This window comes from Acidovorax sp. Leaf160 (assembly GCF_001424265.1).
Lineage (GTDB): Bacteria > Pseudomonadota > Gammaproteobacteria > Burkholderiales > Burkholderiaceae_C > Paracidovorax.
In genome coordinates, this window is the sequence record NZ_LMOV01000024.1 from 166,584 (window position 1) to 188,441 (window position 21,858).

At 69.9% G+C, this 21,858-nt stretch carries 20 protein-coding genes; 6 read left to right on the forward strand and 14 right to left on the reverse strand.

The features are described 5' to 3' along the window. Window positions 1-91 precede the first annotated feature (91 nt). The 4 genes from ASF94_RS14330 to ASF94_RS14345 all read right to left on the reverse strand — a co-directional run bounded on the left by ASF94_RS14330 (window position 92) and on the right by ASF94_RS14345 (window position 4,011). A complete protein-coding gene (locus ASF94_RS14330) occupies window positions 92-1,261 on the reverse strand; it encodes a mandelate racemase/muconate lactonizing enzyme family protein (protein WP_056667665.1) in 1,170 nt (389 codons plus the stop codon). 66 nt (window positions 1,262-1,327) lie between these two features. Beyond that, complete coding sequence (locus ASF94_RS14335; protein ID WP_056667669.1) at window positions 1,328-2,044, reverse strand: SDR family NAD(P)-dependent oxidoreductase; 717 nt, start codon at window positions 2,042-2,044, stop codon at window positions 1,328-1,330. Continuing rightward, window positions 2,034-2,999 (reverse strand): tripartite tricarboxylate transporter substrate binding protein, encoded by a 966-nt coding sequence (locus tag ASF94_RS14340; protein ID WP_056667672.1) that lies wholly within the window; start codon window positions 2,997-2,999, stop codon window positions 2,034-2,036. Before ASF94_RS14340 ends, ASF94_RS14335 begins: the two co-directional genes overlap by 11 nt. Window positions 3,000-3,072: 73 nt before the next feature. Continuing rightward, complete coding sequence (locus ASF94_RS14345) at window positions 3,073-4,011, reverse strand: dihydrodipicolinate synthase family protein (protein WP_056667674.1); 939 nt, start codon at window positions 4,009-4,011, stop codon at window positions 3,073-3,075. A 122-nt stretch (window positions 4,012-4,133) separates the two neighbouring features. Between ASF94_RS14345 and ASF94_RS14350 the strand changes: the two genes are divergently transcribed. Continuing rightward, the gene (locus ASF94_RS14350; RefSeq protein WP_056667677.1) at window positions 4,134-5,147 is read left to right on the forward strand and encodes a LysR family transcriptional regulator; all 1,014 of its coding nucleotides are present in this window, start codon (window positions 4,134-4,136) and stop codon (window positions 5,145-5,147) included. A 144-nt stretch (window positions 5,148-5,291) separates the two neighbouring features. Here ASF94_RS14350 and ASF94_RS14355 read toward each other — a convergent pair whose 3' ends face one another. From ASF94_RS14355 to ASF94_RS14365, 3 genes are read right to left on the reverse strand one after another with little or no spacing between them, the layout of a single operon-like run. Then, window positions 5,292-6,674 (reverse strand): caspase family protein, encoded by a 1,383-nt coding sequence (locus tag ASF94_RS14355; RefSeq protein ID WP_082493305.1) that lies wholly within the window; start codon window positions 6,672-6,674, stop codon window positions 5,292-5,294. Between the two features lie 28 nt (window positions 6,675-6,702). After that, window positions 6,703-8,364 (reverse strand): SulP family inorganic anion transporter, encoded by a 1,662-nt coding sequence (locus ASF94_RS14360; RefSeq protein WP_156382549.1) that lies wholly within the window; start codon window positions 8,362-8,364, stop codon window positions 6,703-6,705. Beyond that, complete coding sequence (locus ASF94_RS14365; protein WP_156382550.1) at window positions 8,361-8,774, reverse strand: hypothetical protein; 414 nt, start codon at window positions 8,772-8,774, stop codon at window positions 8,361-8,363. The genes ASF94_RS14360 and ASF94_RS14365 overlap by 4 nt, the downstream gene beginning before the upstream one ends. A gap of 121 nt (window positions 8,775-8,895) precedes the next feature. On the opposite strand from ASF94_RS14365, the gene ASF94_RS14370 reads away from it, so the two are divergent. Then, window positions 8,896-9,513 carry an RNA polymerase sigma factor gene (locus ASF94_RS14370; RefSeq protein ID WP_056667686.1) on the forward strand — a complete coding sequence of 206 codons (618 nt, stop codon included), beginning with the start codon at window positions 8,896-8,898 and terminating at the stop codon, window positions 9,511-9,513. Further along, window positions 9,510-10,187, forward strand: coding sequence for a hypothetical protein (locus ASF94_RS14375; RefSeq protein WP_056667688.1), 678 nt, complete (start codon window positions 9,510-9,512; stop codon window positions 10,185-10,187). The genes ASF94_RS14370 and ASF94_RS14375 overlap by 4 nt, the downstream gene beginning before the upstream one ends. Window positions 10,188-10,213: 26 nt before the next feature. Here ASF94_RS14375 and ASF94_RS14380 read toward each other — a convergent pair whose 3' ends face one another. From ASF94_RS14380 to ASF94_RS14390, 3 genes are read right to left on the reverse strand one after another with little or no spacing between them, the layout of a single operon-like run. Further along, window positions 10,214-11,143 carry a glycerophosphodiester phosphodiesterase family protein gene (locus ASF94_RS14380; RefSeq protein ID WP_162244644.1) on the reverse strand — a complete coding sequence of 310 codons (930 nt, stop codon included), beginning with the start codon at window positions 11,141-11,143 and terminating at the stop codon, window positions 10,214-10,216. Next, window positions 11,121-12,731 carry a hypothetical protein gene (locus ASF94_RS14385; RefSeq protein WP_056667693.1) on the reverse strand — a complete coding sequence of 537 codons (1,611 nt, stop codon included), beginning with the start codon at window positions 12,729-12,731 and terminating at the stop codon, window positions 11,121-11,123. Before ASF94_RS14385 ends, ASF94_RS14380 begins: the two co-directional genes overlap by 23 nt. 2 nt (window positions 12,732-12,733) lie before the next feature. Continuing rightward, window positions 12,734-13,636, reverse strand: coding sequence for a hypothetical protein (locus ASF94_RS14390; protein ID WP_156382551.1), 903 nt, complete (start codon window positions 13,634-13,636; stop codon window positions 12,734-12,736). A gap of 525 nt (window positions 13,637-14,161) precedes the next feature. Between ASF94_RS14390 and ASF94_RS14395 the strand changes: the two genes are divergently transcribed. Together ASF94_RS14395 and ASF94_RS14400 are read left to right on the forward strand one after the other, a co-directional pair. Beyond that, entirely contained in the window at window positions 14,162-14,467 is a 306-nt protein-coding gene (locus tag ASF94_RS14395; protein ID WP_056667698.1) for a helix-turn-helix domain-containing protein, read from the forward strand. Between the two features lie 151 nt (window positions 14,468-14,618). Next, on the forward strand, window positions 14,619-14,978 hold the full coding sequence (locus ASF94_RS14400; protein ID WP_056667700.1) for an FKBP-type peptidyl-prolyl cis-trans isomerase: 360 nt from the start codon (window positions 14,619-14,621) through the stop codon (window positions 14,976-14,978). A gap of 264 nt (window positions 14,979-15,242) precedes the next feature. Here the strand turns inward: ASF94_RS14400 and ASF94_RS14405 are convergent, their stop codons facing one another. From ASF94_RS14405 to ppsA, 4 genes are all read right to left on the reverse strand, one after another. Beyond that, the gene (locus ASF94_RS14405) at window positions 15,243-15,791 is read right to left on the reverse strand and encodes a hypothetical protein (RefSeq protein WP_056667703.1); all 549 of its coding nucleotides are present in this window, start codon (window positions 15,789-15,791) and stop codon (window positions 15,243-15,245) included. Window positions 15,792-15,951: 160 nt separating this feature from the next. Next, on the reverse strand, window positions 15,952-18,033 hold the full coding sequence (locus ASF94_RS14410) for a VC_2705 family sodium/solute symporter (RefSeq protein ID WP_056667706.1): 2,082 nt from the start codon (window positions 18,031-18,033) through the stop codon (window positions 15,952-15,954). Then, entirely contained in the window at window positions 18,026-18,376 is a 351-nt protein-coding gene (locus ASF94_RS14415) for a DUF4212 domain-containing protein (protein WP_056667709.1), read from the reverse strand. The genes ASF94_RS14410 and ASF94_RS14415 overlap by 8 nt, the downstream gene beginning before the upstream one ends. 15 nt (window positions 18,377-18,391) lie before the next feature. After that, window positions 18,392-20,782 carry a phosphoenolpyruvate synthase gene (ppsA, locus tag ASF94_RS14420; RefSeq protein ID WP_056667713.1) on the reverse strand — a complete coding sequence of 797 codons (2,391 nt, stop codon included), beginning with the start codon at window positions 20,780-20,782 and terminating at the stop codon, window positions 18,392-18,394. 226 nt (window positions 20,783-21,008) lie between these two features. Between ppsA and ASF94_RS14425 the strand changes: the two genes are divergently transcribed. After that, complete coding sequence (locus ASF94_RS14425) at window positions 21,009-21,830, forward strand: pyruvate, water dikinase regulatory protein (protein ID WP_056667716.1); 822 nt, start codon at window positions 21,009-21,011, stop codon at window positions 21,828-21,830. Window positions 21,831-21,858: the final 28 nt, after the last annotated feature.

Consider the following 21,858-nt stretch of genomic DNA (forward strand, 5'->3'; position numbering starts at 1 on the left):
GGCTGGCGTGGCATCGCCCAGTAAAGCCGCACCGGCAGGTCCTTGAAGTGTCGCGCTGTGACCCACGGCGAGGTGCAGGCCCCGAAAAGCCTCACGACGCCAGCGCGCGCATCTCCGCGATCAGGTCCGACTTGCCCTCGAACCCGATGCCCGGCAGCGCCGGCAGCGTCACGTAGCCGTCCTGCACCCTCACCCCGTCGGGAAAGCCGCCGTAGGGCTGGAACAGGTCCGGGTAGCTTTCGTTGCCGCCCAGGCCCAGGCCGGCGGCGATGGCCAGTGACATCTGGTGCCCGCCGTGCGGGATGCAGCGGTTCGGGGACCAGCCGTGTTCCCGGAGCATCTCCAGCGTACGCAGGTATTCGACGAGGCCGTAGCTGAGCGCGCAGTCGAACTGCAGCCAGTCGCGGTCCGGCCGCATGCCGCCGTGGCGGATGAGGTTGCGCGCGTCCTGCATGGAAAACAGGTTCTCGCCTGTGGCCAGCGGGCCCTGGTACACCTCCCCCAGCCTGGCCTGCAGCTCGTAGTCGAGCGGGTCGCCGGCTTCCTCATACCAGAAGAGGGGGTACTGCGACAGGGCCTTGCCGTAGTCGATGGCGGTCTGGAGGTCGAAGCGGCCGTTGGCGTCCACTGCCAGCTGCTGGCCGGGGCCGAGGATCTTCAGCACGGACTCGATGCGCTCGCAGTCGTCCGCGAGCGAGGCCCCGCCGATCTTCATCTTGACGACGGAGTAGCCACGGGCGAGATAGCTTTCCATTTCCTTGCGCAGGCCGTCCAGCCCCTTGCCCGGGTAGTAGTAGCCGCCGGCCGCGTAGACGAAGACGCGCGGGTTGGCGGGCTGCCCGTCGCCGTAGCGCTCGGCCAGCAGCTGGTGCAGCGGCTTGCCTGCGATCTTGGCTACCGCGTCCCACACGGCCATGTCGATGGTGCCCACGGCCACCGAGCGTTCGCCATGGCCGCCCGGCTTCTCGTTGATCATCATGCGCGCCCAGATCTTGTGCGGGCACAGGTTCTCGCCCGTGTCATCGACCAGCGAAGCCGGGTCGGCCTCCAGCACGCGGGGAATGAAGCGCTCGCGCATCAACGCCCCCTGGCCATAGCGGCCGTTGGAGTTGAAGCCGTAGCCGATCACCGGCTTGCCGTCGCGCACGACGTCGGTGACCACGGCCACCAGGCTCAGCGTCATCTTGGAGAAGTCGATGTAGGCGTTGCGGATATCGGACTGGATCGGGCGGGTGGATTCGCGGATATCGACGATTTTCATGAGGGACTCGCGTTCAGGAGGAAAAGAGAGGAGAAGACAAGAGAAGAGAGGAGGCAATGCACCAGGTCAGCGGGCCAGCGACGAGCCGCCGCAGATGGCGATGTCCTGGCCGGTGATGGCAGCGACCGAAGGAGAGAGCAGGAAGGCGACCAGCGCTGCGATCTCGGCCGGATCGATCAGCCGGCCGATGGGCGGCAGGCGCGGCGCGCTGCCGGCGCGGGCCGGGTCGCTCAGCATGCCGGTGGCCGTGGCGGCGGGCGAGACGACGTTCACCGTCACGCCCTGCCCCGCCACCTCGGCCGCCCAGCTGCGGGCCAGCGCGATCAGCGCGGCCTTGGTGGCGGCGTACTGCCCGCGGCCTGCCATGCCCTGGGCCACGCGGCTGCCGACGAAGACCACCCGGCCAGCACCGCGCCGCGCCATGGCCGGCACCAGCCCGTCGGCCAGCCGCGCGGCGGCATCCACATGCAGGCGCCACATCAGCTCGCCCCCGGCATGGTCCAGCTGGCCCAGCGGACCCACCCGCAGCACCCCGGCGGCATGCACCAGCGCATCCACCGGCGGCAGCGCTGCGGCTGCCGAGCCGACGGCGCCGCCATCGGCCAGGTCGACCGCCATGGCCCGGAAGTCGGCATGCACGATGGCGGGCAAGGCCACGTCCAGCCCCGTCACGCGCCAGCCCGCATCCAGCAGCGCTTCGGCAATGGCGCGGCCGATGCCGCTGCTGCTGCCGGTGACGACCGCATGGCGCGGGGCAGCGGGAGTCACCGCGTCATTCGACACGGATGTTCCCTTCCGTCACGATCTTCTGCGAGCGCTCCATGTCGCTCTGCTGGAATCGGGCGAAGTCTTCCACGCTGCCCGGGGTGAGCAGCAGTCCCTGCTCCTGCAGCTTGGCCTTCATGTCGCCGGCCAGTGCCTTGTTCACCTCGCTGTTCAGCCGCTGCACGACGTCCGGCGGGGTTTTGGCCGGCGCCCAGAGCCCATACCAGCTGTAGAACTCATAGCCGGGAATGGTTTCCGCCACCGTGGGCACGTCGGGCAGGCTGGCCGCGCGTTGCGCCGAGGTGACCGCCACCACCCGCAGCATGCCGCTCTTGTGGTACTGGAGCGAGCCGAGGATGGGGTCGATGAAGCCGTCGATCTGCCCGCCGATCAGGTCCTGGAAGGCCGGGGCCGTGCCCTTGTACGGCACGATCAGGTAGTCGAGCTGGCCGGCGCGCTTGAGCATCTCGGTGGACAGGTGCCCGGCCGAGCCGATGGAGCCCACCGCGAAGGTCATCTTGCCGGGGTGGGCCTTGGCGTAGGCCATGAGCGACCGGATGTCGGTGATGGGCAGGTTCTTGTTGATGGCGACCGACAGCGGCGCCTTGGCCACCAGCGCCACCGGGGCGAAGTCCCTGGTCACGCTGTAGGCCACCGACTTCATGGTCATCGGCGCGGTGGTGAAGGTGGACGCGTTGAAGAGCAGCGTGTAGCCGTCGGCCGGGGCCTTGGCGACGATGTCGCCACCGATCACGCCGTTGCCGCCGGGCTTGTTCTCGATGACGAACGACTGGCCGGTCTGCTCGCTTAAGCGCTGCGCCAGCTGGCGCCCCACCGCGTCGAGCGTGCCGCCCGGCGGGAACGGAATGACCACCCGCACAGGCTTGGCGGGATAGGTCTGCGCCATGGCGCCGGGCGCCACCGCCAGCGCTGCGGCGGCCAGTGCGGCATACAGGAATTGCTTGCGTTGCATGGTGTCTTGTCTCCGGTTCTTGGTTTGTGACTCACGCAGCAAGGGACTCATAATCCCCGGCTCCACCTGCCGCTCAGCGCGTGAGCAAGCCCGCCTGCTTCACCGCAGCGCGCAGCGCGTCCATTTCCTGGGCGCTTGGCGCTTCGGTGGGCGGGCGCACGGTGGCGTCGTCGATCACGCCCGCCAGGTACATGCCGCCCTTCATGCGCGCATGGGCTTCGCCGGTGGGCTCGCCGCCGCCGTACACCGCATCCTTCAGCGGGGTGATGACGGCCTGCACCTCCATGGCCTTCCTGAGGTCGCCCGCCTTCACGGCATTCCACAGGTCGATGATGAGCTGCGGGATGAAGGTGGCGAAGCCGACGAGCGCGCCATCCACGCCCTGCACCATGGAGGCGAGCAGGTATTCGTCGTGGCAGGTCAGGATGGCCTTGGACGCATCGGCCTCCCGGATCGCCTGGATGTCGCGTGCGTACTTGTTCATGTCGCGCTGGCCCACCTTGAAGGCCTGCAGATAGGGCAGCCTGGCCAGGTCGGCCAGCAGTTGCGACGAATACGAGGCGCGCGTCCAGGCCGGGTAGACGTGGCAGACCAGATCCGCCTGCGGGGCCGCCTGGTGGATGGCGTCGAAGTACTGCAGCGCGTGGCCGGAGGTGAAGCCAAAGCGCAGCCAGTGGTGCGGGGGCATCACGTCCAGCGCCACGGCGCCGGCCTCGACCGCGGCGCGGGCATGGTCGGCCGCATCCTTCAGCCCTTCGCAGACGATGGACGAGATCACCGGGCAGCGGCCCTTCAGCTCGTCGGCCACGATCCGGGTGACCTCGGCACGTTCGGCAGGCGTCAACGAAAACACCTCGCCCGTGTGGCCGTTGGTCATGATGGCGACCACGCCCTCGTGGCCTGCCAGCCAGGAGGCCAGCTTGCGCAGCGCGCGCTCGTCGATGCGGTGGTCGGGCGTGAAGGGGCACGAGATGGCGGGGATGATCCCCCGATAATTCGCGATGGCAGGCATGCTGGCTGTCTCCGTTCTGGTGGGCTTGGGGTGTGTACGGGACGCATGATTTCCTGCCCCGCCCCTGCCCGTCCAATACCCGAAACGCATACAACTATCCAGCAGCGGAGACACGCACCACCATGGGACCCGGCAACCGCCCTCTCGATCTGGAATGGCTGGAAGACTTCCTGGCGCTGGCGGAGTCCGGCAATTTCTCGCGCGCGGCCGAGGCCCGCTCCATCGCCCAACCGGCCTTCAGCCGGCACATCCGCGCACTGGAGGACTGGGTGGGCGTGGAGCTGTTCGACCGCAGCGCCCACCCCGCCGCGCTGACGGCTGCCGGCCAGCGCTTTCAGCCCCTGCTGGAAGACCTGCTCGCCCGGCTCGAAGCCGCCCGCATCAAGGCCCGGGCCGCGCACGACCAAGCCGCGGCCAGCCTGCGGTTCGCCGCCACGCACGTGCTGTCGCTCACCTTCTTCCCGCGCTGGCTGGGCGGGCTGGAATCGCAGCTGCGGCTGGGACCGATCCAGACCATGAGCGACAGCTCGCACGCTTGCGAAGACCTGATGCTGCAGCGCCGGGTGCAGTTCGTGCTGTGCCACGGCCACGCCGACGTGCCGGGCCGGCTCGACGACGCCGGCTACCCCGTGCTGCGGCTGGCGGACGACCGCCTGCTGCCCGTGAGCGCGCCGCGCGGCGGCTCCGGCGGCCCGCCGCGCCATGCCATCGGCGATACGGGCACCGCGCCGGTCGACGGCCCGATCGAGCCCCTGCCGGTGCTGGCGTACAGCGAGGCGTCGGGCCTGGGCCGCATCATGCGGGCGCGGCTGCGGCGCGTGTTCGGTGGGTTCGGCGACGGCGCCAGCCCCGTGCCGGGCGCAGGCACCCCGGCCGTGCCGCAGGGCGTGTCGGTGGTCTTCACCGCGCACCACGCAGCGCTGCTCAAGGCCATGGCGCTGGAGGGCCGGGGAGTGGCCTGGCTGCCCGAAAGCCTTGTCGCCACCGAACTGCGTTCGGGCACGCTCGTCCCCGCGGCCGATGCGGCGTGGAACGTGCCGGTGGAGATCCGGCTCTACCGCCAACGCGCGGAAATGGCGCCGGCAGCAGAATCGCTGTGGCACCTGTCGATGGCGCGTGCGGATGGCGGCGGCTGAAAGCGGCGCCGGTCCTTGCGCCGTGCCCGGCCCGCAGGCGAGGCGAGGTGCACATCAGGCATCAAAACCGGCTCTCGCGCCCGTCTTTCAAGCGCCTATAGCTACTAAAACAATAGCAAGATCGGGGCAGCGGCGCGCCGTGACTCACCCGCCCGCACCTGGCACACGCAGCAGGTAGTGCTGCAGTGTCTTGGCGTTGTCCAGCAGGTCTTGGGGGCCGAGGTTGCCGCGGCGGCTCCGCAGGGAGAGAAGATCCAGCCGGGCACGGCCGTAGCCGGTGGCTGCCGCGTCCTGCAGCAGGTTCTCGGCGCGCTGGAGGTCGCGGGGCACACCGGCCGGAGCTTCCACCAGCAGTTCGGCCAGCAGCGTCTGCGCGATGGGAAAGCGCCGCTCGGCGGCCTTGCCCAGGTAGCGCGCCGCGCGGACCGGGTCGGCCGGCGCAGCGCGGTTGCGGGGGGCAGCCTGCGCGACGGACAGGCCCTGGCCGCTGCGCTGCACCCGCAGCGTTGGCTGGCTTTCGGGCAGATAGACGCTTCCCAGGATGGTCAGCGCCATCACGTCCCCGGCGGCAGCCCGCTGCTCCAGCACCGGCCGGCTGTTGACGTCGAAATTCAGCACCGCCAACTGCATCTCCTCTTCCAGCAGGGCCAGGTTCTCGTTCCAGAACTGGGTGGACACACGGGGCGGTTCCCCGCCCGCGCCGCGCGACAGCCCGCGGGCAGCGCCCGCCTTGGCGGCCGGAGCGGCCTGTACGACCTGCCCGCTCGACAGCCTGACGTCGCCGATCAGGCCGCTGTGGATCCAGGGCACCTGCGTGTCGCCGGTCTCGGCGCTCACGTCGCGCTGGGTCGATTCAGCGATCTGCTTCACGGACAGTTCAGGGTTGGCGAGATGGCGGTTGAAAGCGGCGCTGAACTCGCTGTTGCGGCCGGAGCCGTCGCGCGCCAGCGCTCCCGGGGCGGTGGAATACAGCGTCAGCGTTCCCCGGGCGGGGCGGTCGCCGGCCACCATGCCCTGCTGCGCCAGGCCGCGCATCAGCGGGTTGCGGCAGGCGTCGAGCACGATCAAGGCCACACCTCTGGGGTGGGGGCTGATCAGCGCCTCCACCCACTTCAGCGAGATGCCGTTGCGCTTCATCTCTACCGAGGTGGCCGTGGCCATCCTCTGGTCGACGGGCAGCAGGTAGTTGGTGCTGTCCACCGCGACCCCGTGGCCGGCATAGAACAGCACGGCAACGTCCGCCCCCTTCGCCAACTGCCCGAACGACTCCAGATCGCCCTTGAGCTGGACCGCCGTGCGGTCGGTCACCAGGGTGGTCTGGAAACCGAGCTTGAGCAGGTTCTCCGCCGTCAGCCTGGCGTCCGACACCGGGTTGTTGAGACGCTCGCTTCCCGGATAGGCGGCGTTGCCCACCACCAGGGCCACTTTCGTGGCCGCAGCCCCCGAGGCCGGGCGCAGCCAGCCGCCCCCGCTGGCCAGCAGCACGGCGCCCGCGCAGGCTTGAAGGAAGGGACGACGGTGGATCATGAAAACTCCCACAGGGTGGACCGGGCGCTCAGGCCTTGGAGGGTGCAGGCGGCAGCAGGGCTTGCGGATGGCAGGTTTCCAGCATCTCGCGCACCTGCGCGCCGGTGCCGGGGCCCAGCCGGAAGGGGTGCGCGGGGCCTTCGCTCTCCATCCCGCGCGCCAGGTCGGCCAGCGCACAGGCCGCACTGAAATCGATGTGTGTCGTGCGGGACAAATCGATGCTGCGGCCGCCCTCCTCCTTCCAGGCCTGCAAGCGGCGGCCGATGTTCAGGAAGTGCAGGCGGCCGCTGAACGGGCCGCCCGGCGCGCCGGCATCGGCCCTCGACACCACGAACCCGAGCAGCGAGCAGGCGATCGCCACGGCGAACCCGGCACTGACCGCGTATTGCGCCAGCGGCCCCATCGCGAAGCCCATGGCCACCGCAAGTGCGGCCACGAACACCCAGACGCCGCCAGCCAGCGTGCGGCGCGCATTCCGTGCCCCCAGGCCGGCGCGCCAGAGCAAGGCGGTCTTGTCGTCGATCATCTCGATGGAGGCCACCACCAACGCCCCCGCCACTGCCGCCTTGGGCAGGTAGTCGAGCAGCGGCAGCTGAAACGGCACCAGCAGGACGATGAGCGCCACCAGCACCGCCACGTGCGCCAGCGCGGGAACCCGACCGCTGACGGGGTGCAGCTGCGCCACCGTGCGGCTGCGGGACAGCGACAGCGATACCGGCAGCAGGCCCAGGAAGCCGCCGATCAGGTTGCCCACGCCAGTGGCCCACAGCTCCCGGGCGGTGTCCTCGTCAGGGCGGCCCTCGTCGCTGGCCAGCGTGGACGCGGCGGACACCGTGTCCACCAGGCACAGCAGTGCCAGCACCAGGCTGCCGGCCAGCAGGGCGAGCAGCACCTGGGCCTGCGCCAGGGCGCCCCAGACCGGCGCGGGCCACCGCCACGCGCCCATCAGCGCATCGGTCAGCCCGGCGCCATCGATCTGCCCGATCGGCCCGCAGAGCGCGGGCGTGGGCGCCCAGGAGCGCCATGCGAAGTAGACGAGGCTGGCGCACAGCAGCGCCACGCAGAGGCGTGCGCGATGGGCCACGCTGCCGGCGCGCAGCCCCCACTTCATGCCGAACGCCACCACCACGACCGTGGCCATCACCGCCAGGGCGGGCCAGCCCGGGCCGTCGCCGCAGCGGCCGATGCTGCGCAACTGGCCGACGATCGTGGTCGTCGCCACGATGAACCCCAGCGCGCTGAGCGCGGGCAGCGACATCAGCGCCCGCACGCGGCCTTCCCAACCCATCCGGCAGACCACCATCAGCCACACGCCGGACAGGCAGACACAGAGCGACGCGACCGCGAAGGCCCAGAGCGCCCCGCCGGCCTTCAGCGCCGGCACGCCGAGCAGGTAGTCCAGCACGGTGGCATACCAGACGACGGAGAGGAAGCGCGGCCCCGCCAGCGGATTGCGCCGCGCCGACAGCGCCACCGCCAGCAGCGTGGCGAACGCCGCCGTGGCCAGCGCCGTGACCGAGCCGGTATTGACCGCCTTGTTGGCGATGGCGCCCTGCCCCAGGTACTCGCCCACGTAGATCAGCGCTGCCAGCGCACCGATGGCGACGTCTCCCCCCTGGACACGGGCCGGGGCAGCCGTAGAGGATGGCGATGGCGATGGCGATGGCGATGGCGATGGCGATGGCGTCATGGGGCCGGCGCCTCCGGCGGGCAGAGCGGGTTCGGTCGGACGTCGTCCGCCAAGGGACCCAGCGCCTCGCGCAGGTCGTCCGTGCCCATCTGCGGCGCCGACAGCTCGAAAGCGCCCCGGGAATTGGGCCCGGCCACGACCTGGGCATCGAAGTTCAGCGCCCACTGGCGCAAGCCCCGCAGATCGGCAGCGGGCGAGAAGACCACCTCGAACATGCCGCAACCGGCACGCCCGCCCCGGGTCTTGGTGGCGGCTGCCGGGCCGCCCAGCGCGCCGGACATCTGAAACAGGGCCACCAGCACGCCCAGCTGCACCATCAACAGCAGCAAAACGAGGGCGGCGCGGGCACTCAGCCAGTCGGCCACCCGCGTCAGCCAACCTCCCTCCACGAAAGATTCCCCTGCTCTCATGGCATCTCCCAGCTTGTTGTGAGCCTCTTGGTTCGCAGCGTCCCCAGGACTCGGAATGCGTCCTGGGTTATTCGCAGCCGCTCGGCCAGAGGTTCATTTTTTTGCACCTATCATCCGCGCCATGTCGCTGCACAGCTTCCTGAATGCCCTCGCCTCCTCGCAGGCAGCGCAGCGCAACTTCTTCGATCAAGCGCGCCGCGCGATGCTGGTCGCGCTGGCGCGCAAGTATCCCGCGATTTCCCACGCACTTCTGGAAGACGTGGCGATGCAGGTCTTCCAGCAGCTGTGGAGCGGCCTCATCGGCGAATTCTTCTCCACCCATCCGCCCGGCTCGGATGCCTTCCGCCAGGACCTGGTGCGCTACCTCGCGCACGTGATCGCGCCGCGTCGCCTTGTGGACCACCTGCGGCGAACCGGCCGCGAAGTGCCTGTGAGCGACTGGGTGCGGCCCGGCGAGGACGACCTTTCCGAGCATGCGCTCTTCGACCAGGTGCTGCCGCCGTGTGGTGACGAAGTGACGGCCAGCGCGGAGCGCGCCCAGTTGCTCCACCGCCTGGCGCGGTGCGTGGACCACCTGCCGCCGCGGATGCGCGACGTGGTGCAGCAGGTGCTGGAAGACGTGCGCCAGGCCGACATCGCCCGCGCGCTGGACATTCCAGAAGGCACCGTTAAAAGCCGCATGAGCGAAGCGGTGAAGCGGATCAAGCGATGCATGGGCATCGGGAAGGAACGGCCATGACCCCATCCGCAGGCGAACCCGGGCAACGGGACCCCGCCGCCGGCGCCGCGCACCTGCTGCTCCAGGCGAGCCTGGAACGCGGGTTGTCGGCGGAGGAAGCGCAGCAGCTGCGGGCGGCGGCCAGCGCCGACCCGGCCGTGGCGGACGAAGTCGCCGTCTACGAGCTGCTGCGGGCAGCACGCCTGGAGCAGCGCATGGCCCGGCACGAGGCCGCGTCGTGGGACCAGTTCCAGCAACTCGCCCGCCAGCATGCCGGCGCTGCACGCACGCATGCGCAGACCGCCGGCGCAGGCGGGTGGCGCGGCTGGCTGCAGCGGCAGGGCCTGCTTCCGGGCCAGGGGCTGCCCCGCCTGGCGGCGCTGTGTGCCGGCCTGGTGATCGCGGTGCAGGCCGGTGGACTGGTGTGGCTCGCGCAACGCCCGGCGGACCCTGCCACGATGCGCGGCGCAGGCGCGCCGGCCGCCTGCCCCGCCGTGCTGGTGCGGTTGAACCCGCAGGCCTCCGCCAGCGACTTCGCACGCGTGCTCATGCAGGCCGGGGCGCGGGTGGTCGATGGTCCCGACACCCGGGGAGCGTTCCGTGTGGTCGGCCCGGGCGCCTTCGCCGAGGAAGCCGGCGCGCTATTGGCCGACCTGTCGCAGGACGTGCGCCGCGCACCCGACTGCGCGCCCTGAGGACGACCGGCGCGCTGGCGGCCCGGTCACGGCGCAGAGACCATGCGGCAGAACGGCGCGGCAGGGCCGTCGATGACGGCGCCGCTCGGAAGCAGTCCGCTCTGCCGGCGTGCGGCCTGTAGCGCCTGGGCATGGTCGCGGTCGGCACCCAGGTGGTAGGTGAACACCGGCATGCCGAGCGCACGCGCCGTGGGCAGCAGCTCGGGGTTGCTTCGCAGGGTGTTGATGTCGACATGCACACCGACGGGCGGGCCCACCTCCTGCGCCAGGCGCATCAGCCACTGTCGGTCGATGGTCGGCGCATGGAGCCGCGCTGCGCCCCGCTGCGCGAGCCGGCTCGTGCTGGCCATCGCCAGCGCCTGCGGGTCCAGCACGATCAGGCCCAGGTAGCCGGCGGGATCGCTCTGGCGGGCGCACCGCAGCTGGCGCCGGTCCACGGAAGTCAGGAACCACTGGCCCTCGGGCAGCGCCTGCTGCAGCAGCCTGGCAGCGGCCTGCGCGGGTTGGCAGTCGCCGTTGACCTGCTTGATCTCCACGTTCAGCACCTTGCCGGCATGCGCAGCCGCAACCTGCACCGCGTCGCTCAGCAACGCTGCGGGCTCGGTCGTCGCGCGGCCGCTGCGGTCCTTCAAGCGCACTTCCTCCCACGTCGCGCGGTCGATGCTGGCGACCGCGCGCCCCTTCAGGCTGGTCGTGCGCCCCACGAATGCATCGTGGTGCAGCACCCACGCGCCATCGCGCAGTTGCTGGATGTCGATTTCCGCGCCGTCCCAGTCGCCGGCGAGCGCCGCCTCCACCGCAGTCGCGCTGTTTTCCGGGCGTTCCGGATCGCCGCGGTGTGCGTGCAGCGCCATGCCCAGGCAGGCCGCCGGGCTGGACAGCGGCAGCACCAGCGCGCCGCCCAGAAGCACGGCAGCCAGCAGCCGGTTCGGATCAGTTTTTGGTGGAGCCGTCATAGCCGAAGTGAAAGCCGCGCAATGCATGCACGCGGATGAATTCGAAAAGCGGGTAGAACCGGTCCTGCCCGACGGCCACCACCCGCAGGCTACCGGCGATGAACCGGTGCTTGAGCTGCGAGGCGACCGTGTCGTCCGCGCTGGCCAGCACCTGCTGGTGCAGGTAGGTGAATAGCCGGCTGCGCGTGACGGCGTTGTCCATGGTCGCGAGCAGCCCGATGGACAGCAGGCACGCCCCCACCGCCACGGGCAAGGGGTGGACGACCCGATGGGCCTGCCAGCGCGGCAGCCGCTCTCTTGCCAGCGTCAGCACCAGGTACAGCAGCTTGGTGCAGTGCAGGAGCGCGCCCAGCATGGAGAAGAAGAGCGCGATGGGCGGCACCAGCGCCAGCCGCGCCGCGTCCCTGCCGCGCTGCGCCAGTTCCGCGCCATCGGCAAAGGCGGACACCGGCGCGTCGTAGCGCGCCAGTTCCTGCTGGGCGAAGCTTTTCACGACAGGCGTGAACACCTCGTCCTGGAAGGCCCTGCCCGTGGGGTAGGAGGGCAGCAGGCGCAGGCCGGCTGGCAGCCGCAGCAGTGGGGAACCACCGTGGCCCATCTTCTGCCGGATGCGCTCCTCGATCTGCCTGCGCAGCGCCTCCTGCACCCGGGCGTGGGCAAAGAAAGCGGGCCACGACAGGTCCGGCGGCATGCCGGCGGCGGCGCGCCGGGCACCCGAGGCTGCCTCGAGCTGGCGGCGCACGGTCTGCTCCACCGCGCGGCGGAAGCCGGCTTCATCGCTCAGCTCCCAGCCAGCAGGCACGGCCACGCGCGAGCGCACCTTGCGCCGGACGGTGGCCTGGGCATGAGCGGGCACCTTGGAAGGCGTCCAGCCGCGGCGGCCCAGGTCGGACACATAGTTCGACCAGGCCTTGTCCTGCTGCCTGGCCACTTCCGCATCGACATCGGGCAAGGGAGGCGCACTGGCGTACCGGCGCCACTGCGACTGCGTTTCCTTCACGGCCTCCTGGTAGTTGCCGTGAAGGCCCTGGGCGTCGCCCATGCGCTCGCCGATGCTGGACTCGATGAGCGACAGCTTGGCGCTGCGGATCTTGTCGTCGAGGCGGTCGACGGACGCAGCCATCCAGGAGAACTGCGCCAGGAACGCCTTGCCGGCCGGCTGGCGCAGCAACTCCGGATCGTCGCCGAGCCCGTCCAGCTCCACCCGGCCCTGCACCAGCGCGCGCTGCACCAGCACGATGTTCTGGCTGACGCGCCGGAACTCCGGCGTGCTGCGGGCCACCAGCGTATCGACCAGCACGTTGAGCGCGGCATACACCAGCAGCGCGGAGCCCAAGACCAGCGCGGCACCCCACTGCGGGCTGGGCGATACACCCTGGCTGGCGTTGCGCCGCCTGATGACCCGTTGCAGCACGAACAGCGCGGCGGCGATGCCCGAGAGCGCACGACCGAACCTCTCGATCTGGTGGATCTGCTGGCTGTCCGCGCTGCCGCCGACCACGTCGAGCAGCCGCGCGTTGAATGCCAGCTCGCAGCACAGGTAGACGAGCGTGAGCGCGATCAGGAGAAGGATTTGGCGTGGACGCATGGTCACCTGTCCAGAACGATGCGCAGCGGCTTTTGCTCCTGCGCATGGAATTCCAGCGGCCGCGCAGGCGCGGGGTCGCGCGGGCGTGCTGCGCCGGGCGTGGCGCGGGCGCTGGGCCCGGCCAGCGCGGCGCGGGGCGGGGGCGCGGTGCGATTGCCTTCGTCTGCGGCCGCTGTCGCTGCTGCCGCCGCTGTCGCCGCTGACCCGGACGGCGACGGCTTGCCCGTCTCGGGCGCAGACCCCTCCACCGCCGCGCTGGGCGGCGGAGGAAGGTAGCGCGGCCCGTGCCCGGCGGGGGCGCGGCCTTCCCGCAGCGGCGCGCCCGTGCCCGGCGGCGGCGCAGTCTTGCGGGCCGAAGCCAGTTGCAGCGCCGACAGGTCACCCCGGGTCAACCGGCCGTTCTGATAGACGAAGCGCTGAGCGCTGCCGTTGTCCTGCACGTAGTCCCACGCCAGCCCGCCGGGCAGCTCCCGCACTTCCGGGCGGTGCCAGCAGTCGCCCATGTCCCAGCTCAGGGCTTCGTTGCCGCGCAGCGCGATCAGCTGGTTCTTGTACGGGCAGGAGGGCTGCGACTTGGTCAGCACGATCACCGTCTGGTCGCCCACGGCATGCACCGCATGCAGTTCGGCGACCGCAGCGTTGTCCACCGGAATCACCCGCATCTGGCTTTCGAGCTTGACCGAATACCGCCCACCCAGCGACCGCAACCGGGCTTCGCCGCCGCCCGGCAGCTGGAAGCTCTGGACCACCCGGCCGAAAAGGGCTGCGTCGTCGACGCCGATCTGGACCCGGCCGTTGCCGCCGTGCTGCACGGCGCAGCCACCCAGCCACAGCGCCGCCCCCGTTGCCATCGCCGCCACTGCCGCCCTGTGCAGGGCGGCTCCCCATCCGCTGAAATTTGTCATGCCAACCCGTTGTCGTCGAGCGCGCGGGGCCCAGAAGGCGAGCCCACCCATCGCGCCTCGCTGACTTGTTCGCAGCAGCGGCCGTGCAGGTTCAAAAAATTCTGCGCGACGGGCCCGTGGGGCCGGGTCCTAAAAGACCAGGCGCTCGCCGTCGGGCAGCGTCACGTCGAGCAGGCCGCCGGTGGCGTTCAGGTGCAGGTCGCCGAACCATTCCTCGGCCGCCTCCGGCGCCCCGCCCTGCGGCATTCAGCCCATGCATCGGCCGCTTGCGCCGGCTGGCAAGGCCGGCCAGCCGCGAGGGGGCGCAGCCGGCCGGCGAAGCGGATCCGCCCGGTCCCGTGGCAGGCTTGCAACACTGTACGGAACGTCACGTTTTCTGCGTCCAGCGCAGAGTGCAGTTCACTCCTGAGCTATTAAACTTGTAGCAAAATCGATTCGCCGCTATATTGATAGCGTTCTTGCGGTCCGGGCCCTCATGGCGCTCCGGGCTGCATTCCCCGACATGTCAGAGCAGGAGAAGCGTCCATGAGCTCCAAAGAAAACGCCGCCATCAACCAGTTGTTCGAGAAGCTGGAATGCCGCTATGCCTTGCGCGTGCTGTGGGCGCTGCGCGACGGCCATCCGCAGACTTTTCGCCTGCTGCAAGACAGCGTCGGCGGCATCACGCCCAACACGCTGAACACCCGCATCAAGGAACTGCGCGAATGCGGCCTGCTGGACCACGGCAGCGACGGCTACACGGTCACCCCCTCCGGCGTGGACCTGCTCAAGCGCCTGTCCGACGTGCAGGCCTTCGCCACGCGCTGGGCCGCCGCCCGCGTGAAGAGCTGACCTGCCCGCACCACGCGCCTGCCCGGTTGCCCAGGTGCAGGCCGGCGTCGCACCGCTCCCGACCAGGGCCCCTCCATCTGGTCAAATCATGCTCCAGCGCCCATTCCACCAGGGCATGCAGCTACATTTTCAATAGCAAACAAGGATTATCATGGCATTGACCACCACCGCTTCCGGCCTGCAATACGAAGACACCGTCCTGGGTGAAGGCGCGGAAGCCACGCGCGGCCAGCCCGTCACCGTGCACTACACCGGCTGGCTCTACAACAACGGCGAGCAAGGCTCCAAGTTCGACTCCAGCCGCGACCGCAACGACCCCTTCCAGTTCGGGCTGGGCGCCGGCATGGTCATCAAGGGCTGGGACGAAGGCGTGCAGGGCATGAAGGTGGGCGGCCAGCGCACCCTGATCATCCCGGCCGCCCTGGGCTACGGCGCGCGCGGCGCAGGCGGCGTGATTCCGCCGAACGCCACGCTGAAGTTCGACGTCGAACTGCTGGGCGTCGGCCGCTGATGGGCGCGGCAGCTGCGATGCAGCTGCCCTCGGCTCTCCGTTCTTTTCCAACGGCCCTGCGAGCCGATGCCGGCCCGTCACGCCGGCTCAACCAGGTTTAGCCAGGTTCAGCCCCTCGCCCGGGCACATCGACCGGCTTGGCGATTTGAGGCCGCTTTTGCAGCGGCGACCAGCGGCAGGAATCCCACAGCCGGGCCCGCGCTGGCAACCCGCCATCGCCGCAGGGCACAGCCCCTGCCGCTGTCGGCTTCAAGCCGTCACCCGTCACCCGTACAGCGCGTTCTGAAGCGGCGCGAACCTGGCCTCTCCTACGGCTTCGCGGATGCGGGGAGCGAGTGCCGCCAGCTCGTCGAAACTGCCCACCCCTTCTACCGCCAGGTTCAGCCTGAAGCCGCGCAGACCCAGCTGCGCCGTGAGCGCGGTGGCGATCGGATAGGCCGCCTGATAGCGATGCATGGGCGAGCGCTCGCTGCCGCCCGCTGCACCCGAGACATCGATGGCGGGCGACCCGGCAGCCGGCGCCAGGCTCCCCGGTTTCGGGGCGGACGGCGCGGCGGTGGCCGCCACGGCGGGCGCCGCCCCGTCCAGCGCGCCCGGCGCCACGCCAGAGCCCTCCTGCAGCTGCAGCAGCCCACGGTCCACCATGGTCTTGACGTCGGCCACCGTGATTCCCATGGCGGCCGTGGCGGCAAGCACCTGCTCCAGCGCCCGTTTGCCGTCGAACAGAATGAAGGCCGAACGCTGGCGGGGCGTGAGATCTCCATGGCGATCCTTCAGCGCCTGCTGACCAGACAGCGTCTTCACGAGAATCATGGCGTCCCTTGCAATTCGAACTCTCAGCTTCGGCGCGATGCCTCGCTGCAGGGGCACGAGATTGCCATATTTGTAGCCAGTTGTGAATCGGGCCAACGAGGGCCTCTCGCCAGTCTGGCAAGGCCCCGACGACCCAGCGCCGGACGAGCCCGCACGCCACTCAGGCCGTGCGGCGACTGGCCAGGCGGGTGCACAGGCTCACCCCCCAGGCCACGGCCAGCCCCACCGGCACGCCGAAGACCCCGGCCGAGATCGGCTGGATGCCGAACCACAGCCCGTCGGCGCCGAGCGCCTGCGGCAGCCAGGCCTTCACGCTGGCGACGTGCGAAAGCAGGTAGTAGACGGTGATGCCCAGCCCCGCGAGCATGCCGCCCACCGCTCCCTGGCGCGTGGTGCCGCGCCAGAAGATGCCCAGCACCATCGCCGGGAAGAAAGCCGATGCCGCCAGCGAAAAGGACGCGGTCACCATGGGCAGGATGTCGGACGGCTTGAGCGCCGCCACGAAGGCCGCGGCCAGGGCGACGATCAGCAGCGTGAATTTCGTGAGGATCACGCGCTGCTCGGGCGACGCCCTGCGCATGCCTGGCGCCGCCCCCAGGTTGCGCAGGTCGCGCACCAGCGCGTTGCTGATGGTCAGCAGCAGCCCATCGGCGGTCGACAGTGCAGCAGCCAGGCCGCCCGCCGCCACCAGGCCCGACACGGCATACGGCAGGCCCGCGATCTCGGGGGTGGCCAGCATGATGAGGTCGGTGCCCAGGCGGATCTCGCCGAACTGCAGGATGCCGTCAGCGTTGACGTCTTCCACCGACAGCAGCGCCGGATCGACCCGCGCCCACTGCGCGATCCAGTGCGGCAGCGCGTCGAACCGGCTGCCCACCAGGTTGTTCATCACCTCGAACTTGACCAGCACGGCCAGCGCCGGAGCGCTCAGGTAGAGCAGCGCGATGAAGAAGATCGACCAGGCCACCGACGCCCGGGCGGCCGACACGCTGGGCGTCGTGTAGTAACGCGTCAGCAGATGCGGAAGGCCGGCGGTGCCCACCATCAGGCAGAACATCAGCGCGAGGAAGTTGCGGCGCATGTTCTCGTATTCCGCCTGCTCCTCGGGGGTGCCGTTGGGGTCGCCGCCATAGGCCTGGCTGTGGCGCGGCAGGCCGCCCAGGGGCCGCGCCCGCTCCAGGTTCTCGCGCATCTCGCGCGTCCAGCGCTCGCGGGCGGTGGCTTCGTCGCGCGGCAGCGCGGCCAGCTCGCGGCTGGCCGCGACGATCAGGCCCACGTCGGCGTTCTGCGCCCGCAGCTGGCGGATGCGCTCGCCCAGCGCTTCGCGCTCACGCTCCATGGCGGCGGGCACGTCGGCCAGGCGCGCCTCGAACTCCCGCGCACGCCGCTGGTAGGCGCGCACCACGTCGTGCTCGGCGGGGGATGCCAGCAGCCGCGCTTCCAGATCGGCGATCTTGCCGATCTGCGCGCCGTAGACCAGCGGCGCCACCGGGCTGCCCAGCTGCTTGTAGGCCAGCCACGAGACGGGAATGAGGAACGCCAGCAGCATCACCACGTACTGCGCGACCTGCGTCCAGGTGATGGCGCGCATGCCGCCCAGGAACGAGCACAGCAGCACGCCGCCCAGGCCGAGCATGATGCCGATCTCGAACTGCACGCCGGTCAGGCGCGAGGCGATCAGTCCCACGCCGTAGATCTGCGCCACCACGTAGGTGAACGAGCAGGCCGCCGCCGCAAGCGCCGCGATGATGCGCGGCCAGCGCCCGCCGTAGCGCACCTGGAAGAAGTCGGGCACCGTATAGAGCCGCATGGCGCGCAGGTGCGGCGCGATCAGCATGGCGACCAGGCAGAAGCCCCCCGTCCACCCCAGCAGGTAGGCCAGCCCGCCCGCCTGCTGCGGCAGCCCCGCGAAGCCTTGCAGATAGAGCGCGCCCGCCAGGCTGATGAAGGACGCCGCGCTCATCCAGTCGGCCGCGGCGGCCATGCCGTTGTAGACGGCCGGCACCCGGCGGCCAGCGACGTAGTACTCCTGAGGGTCGGTGGTGCGGCCGTAGACGCCGATGACGGCGTAGGCCATCACGGTGAGAAAGAGGAACAGCGGGCCGATCCACTGGCGCGACAGCCCCTGCTGCTCGGCCCACGTCATCAGCGCCACGAAGAGCAGCACGCCCACGACGTAGATGAGCAGGATGCGGTGCAGCGGCGAAGGCGCCGCGTCGGCGGGGTCGCCCTGCTCAGCCATGGCGCGATGGCGGCGGCGCGGATGGCGGCGGCGACTGGGGCGGCGGCAGGGGCGCAGCGGCGCCTGCCGCCGCGTCCTTGCGCTCGAAGCGGTCCATCGCCAGGCAGTAGACCACTGTCACGGCGATGAAGACGAGGATGGCGCCCTGCGCCGCGATCCAGTAGCCCAGCGGCCAGCCGGCCACCATCTGCTGCAGGTCACGGGCGAAGTAGCAGGCGCCGAACGACGCCGCCGCCCAGGCCAGCAGCAGGCCGGCCTTCAGCCACAGGTGCCGCGCGTCATGCAGGTCCGGCGGAAACGGCGTGCCGACCAGGGGCACGTCGTCGGTCGCCGGCGGCTGCATGGGCGGCCCGGCGCGTCAGCGGGCCAGCTGCTGCCAGGTGGCGATCACGCTGTCGGGGTTCAGCGAGATCGAGGAGATGCCTTCCGCGGCCAGCCACTGGGCGAAGTCGGGATGGTCGCTGGGGCCCTGGCCGCAGATGCCGACGTACTTACCCTGCGCCAGGCAGGCGGCAATGGCGCGCTTGAGCAGCGCCTGCACGGCGGGGTCGCGCTCGTCGAAGTCCAGCGCCAGCAGTTCCAGGCCGGAATCGCGGTCCAGGCCCAGTGTCAGCTGGGTCAGGTCGTTGGAGCCGATCGAGAAGCCGTCGAAGTACTGCAGGAACTCGTCGGCCAGCACCGCATTGCTGGGCACCTCGCACATCATGATGACCTTGAGGTCGGACTCGCCGCGCTTCAAGCCATGCTCGGCCAGCAGCTTCGTCACCCGGTCGGCCTGCTTCAGGGTGCGCACGAAGGGCACCATCACCTGCACGTTGGTCAGGCCCATCTCGCCGCGCACGCGGCGCAGCGCCTCGCACTCCATGGCGAAGGCTTCGCCGAAGTCTTCGCTGATGTAGCGGGCCGCGCCGCGGAAGCCCAGCATCGGGTTCTCTTCTTCCGGCTCGTAGCGGCTGCCGCCGATGAGCTTGCGGTATTCGTTGGACTTGAAGTCCGACAGGCGCACGATGACCGGCTTGGGCCAGAAGGCCGCGGCGATGGTGGCGATGCCTTCGGCCACCTTGTCCACGTAGAACGCGCGGGGCGATGCATGGCCCCGGGCCACCGATTCGACGGCCTTCTTCAGGTCGGCGTCGATCTGCGGATAGTCCAGGATGGCCTTCGGGTGCACGCCGATGTTGTTGTTGATGATGAACTCCAGCCGGGCCAGGCCCACGCCTTCGTTGGGCAGCTGGCAGAAGTCGAAGGCGAGCTGCGGGTTGCCCACGTTCATCATGATCTTGGTCTTGATGGACGGCATCTCGCCGCGCTGCACCTCGGTCACCTCGGTTTCCAGCAGGCCGTCGTAGATCTTGCCGGTGTCGCCCTCGGCGCAGCTCACCGTGACCAGGGTGCCATCCTTCAGCAGGCTGGTGGCGTCGCCGCAGCCCACCACGGCCGGAATGCCCAGTTCGCGCGCGATGATGGCCGCGTGGCAGGTGCGACCGCCCCGGTTGGTGACGATGGCGCTGGCGCGCTTCATCACCGGCTCCCAGTTGGGGTCGGTCATGTCGGTGACCAGCACGTCGCCGGGCTGCACCTTGTCCATCTCGGCGATGTCGCTCACCAGGCGCACCGGGCCGGTGCCGATCTTCTGGCCGATGGCGCGGCCCTCGGCCAGCACGGTGCCGGTGCCCTTGAGCTTGAAGCGCTGCTCGGCCTGGCCCTTGGACTGGCTCTTCACGGTTTCAGGGCGGGCCTGCAGGATGTAGAGCAGGCCGTCGGTACCGTCCTTGCCCCACTCGATGTCCATCGGGCGGCCGTAGTGCTTTTCGATGACCATGGCGTATTCGGCCAGTTGCTGCACCTCGGTATCGGTCAGCGAATAGCGGTTGCGCAGCTCGGTCGCCACGTCGGTCGTCTTGACCAGCTTGCCCGAGGCCTTCTTCTCTTCCGCCGAGGCGAACACCATCTGGATCAGCTTGGAGCCCAGGTTGCGGCGGATGACCGACTTCTTGCCGGCCGCCAGCATGGGCTTGTGCACGTAGAACTCGTCGGGGTTCACGGCGCCCTGCACCACCGTCTCGCCCAGGCCGTAGCTGCTGGTGATGAACACCACGTCTTCAAAGCCGCTCTCGGTGTCCAGCGTGAACATCACGCCGGCCGCGCCCAGGTCGGAGCGCACCATGCGCTGCACGCCGGCCGACAGGGCCACCACGTCGTGCGCGAAGCCCTTGTGGACGCGGTAGCTGATGGCGCGGTCGTTGTAGAGGGAGGCGAACACCTCCTTCATCTTGTGCAGCACGTCCTCGATGCCCACTACGTTCAGGAAGGTTTCCTGCTGGCCGGCAAAGGACGCATCGGGCAGGTCTTCGGCCGTGGCAGAAGAGCGCACGGCGAAGCTGGCCTCGGCGTTGCCGGCGGACAGCTTGGCGAATTCGTCGCGCACGGCCTTTTCCAGGTCGGCCGGGAACGGCTGGGCTTCGAGCCAGCCGCGGATCTCGGCACCGGCGGCGGCGAGCGCACGCACGTCTTCGGTGTCGAGCGTGGCCAGGCGCTGGCTGATGCGGTCGGCCAGGCCCTCGTGCTTCAGGAATTCGCGGAAGGCATGGGCCGTGGTGGCGAAGCCCGTGGGCACGCGCACGCCCTGGGGCAGCTGGGAGATCATCTCGCCGAGAGAGGCGTTCTTGCCCCCCACCGACTCGACGTCGCTCATTCTCAGGTTTTCAAACGGAACGACCAGGGCGGTCGCGTTGAAGAGTGCAGACATGGGAAAGCTCCAGAAGTTGAAACCGGGTCTGCGCCTGCGCCCTGGCTGAGCGAGCAAGGTGGGCGCGCGCCCATGCAAGGCAGCTGGCTTTGCTGTTCTGGTAGTGGGCAGCCGCGTTGCATGGTGGGGGAATTGGGAATAATGGGCGCGATTGTAGGCTGGCCGCGGCGCATGCGCCTGTCGGCCGCCGCCGCCGCCCCCTCACCCCTTCCTGTCCACATCGTCCATGCACACGCGCACCGTTTTCTTCATCTCCGACGGCACCGGCATCACCGCGGAAACCTTCGGCAACGCCATCCTCGCGCAGTTCGACATGAAGCCGCGCCACGTGCGCCTGCCCTTCATCGACACCGAGGACAAAGCCCACCAGGTGGTGCGCCAGATCAATCACACCGCCGAGCTGGAGGGCAAGAAGCCGGTCGTCTTCACCACCCTCGTGAACATGAGCGTGCTGCGCATCATCGAGAGCGGCTGCAAGGGCATGCTGCTGGACATGTTCGGCACCTTCATCCGCCCGCTGGAAAGCGAGCTGGGCATCAAGTCGCACCACCGCGTGGGGCGCTTCTCGGACGTGAGCCTGAGCAAGGAATACACCCAGCGCATCGACGCCATCAACTTCAGCCTGGACCACGACGACGGCCAGAGCCACCGCGACCTGGCGGGGGCGGACGTGATCCTGGTGGGCGTGTCGCGCAGCGGCAAGACGCCGACGAGCCTGTACCTGGCCATGCAGTGCGGCCTGAAGGTGGCCAACTACCCGCTGATCCCGGAAGACTTCGACCGCCGCCAGCTGCCGCCCGCGCTGGAGCCGCACCGCAAGAAGATCTTCGGGCTGACCATCCTGCCGGAGCGGCTTTCGCAGATCCGCAACGAGCGCCGCCCGGGGTCGAAGTACGCCGACCTGGCCAACTGCCGCTACGAGGTGTCGGAGGCCGAGGCGATGATGCGGCGCTCGGGCATCCGCTGGCTGTCCACCACCACCAAGAGCATCGAAGAGATCGCGACGACCATCCTGCAGGAAGTGCGGCCCGAACGCTTGATGTATTGAGGGCGATGGCGCTGGCGCCCTTTGGCGG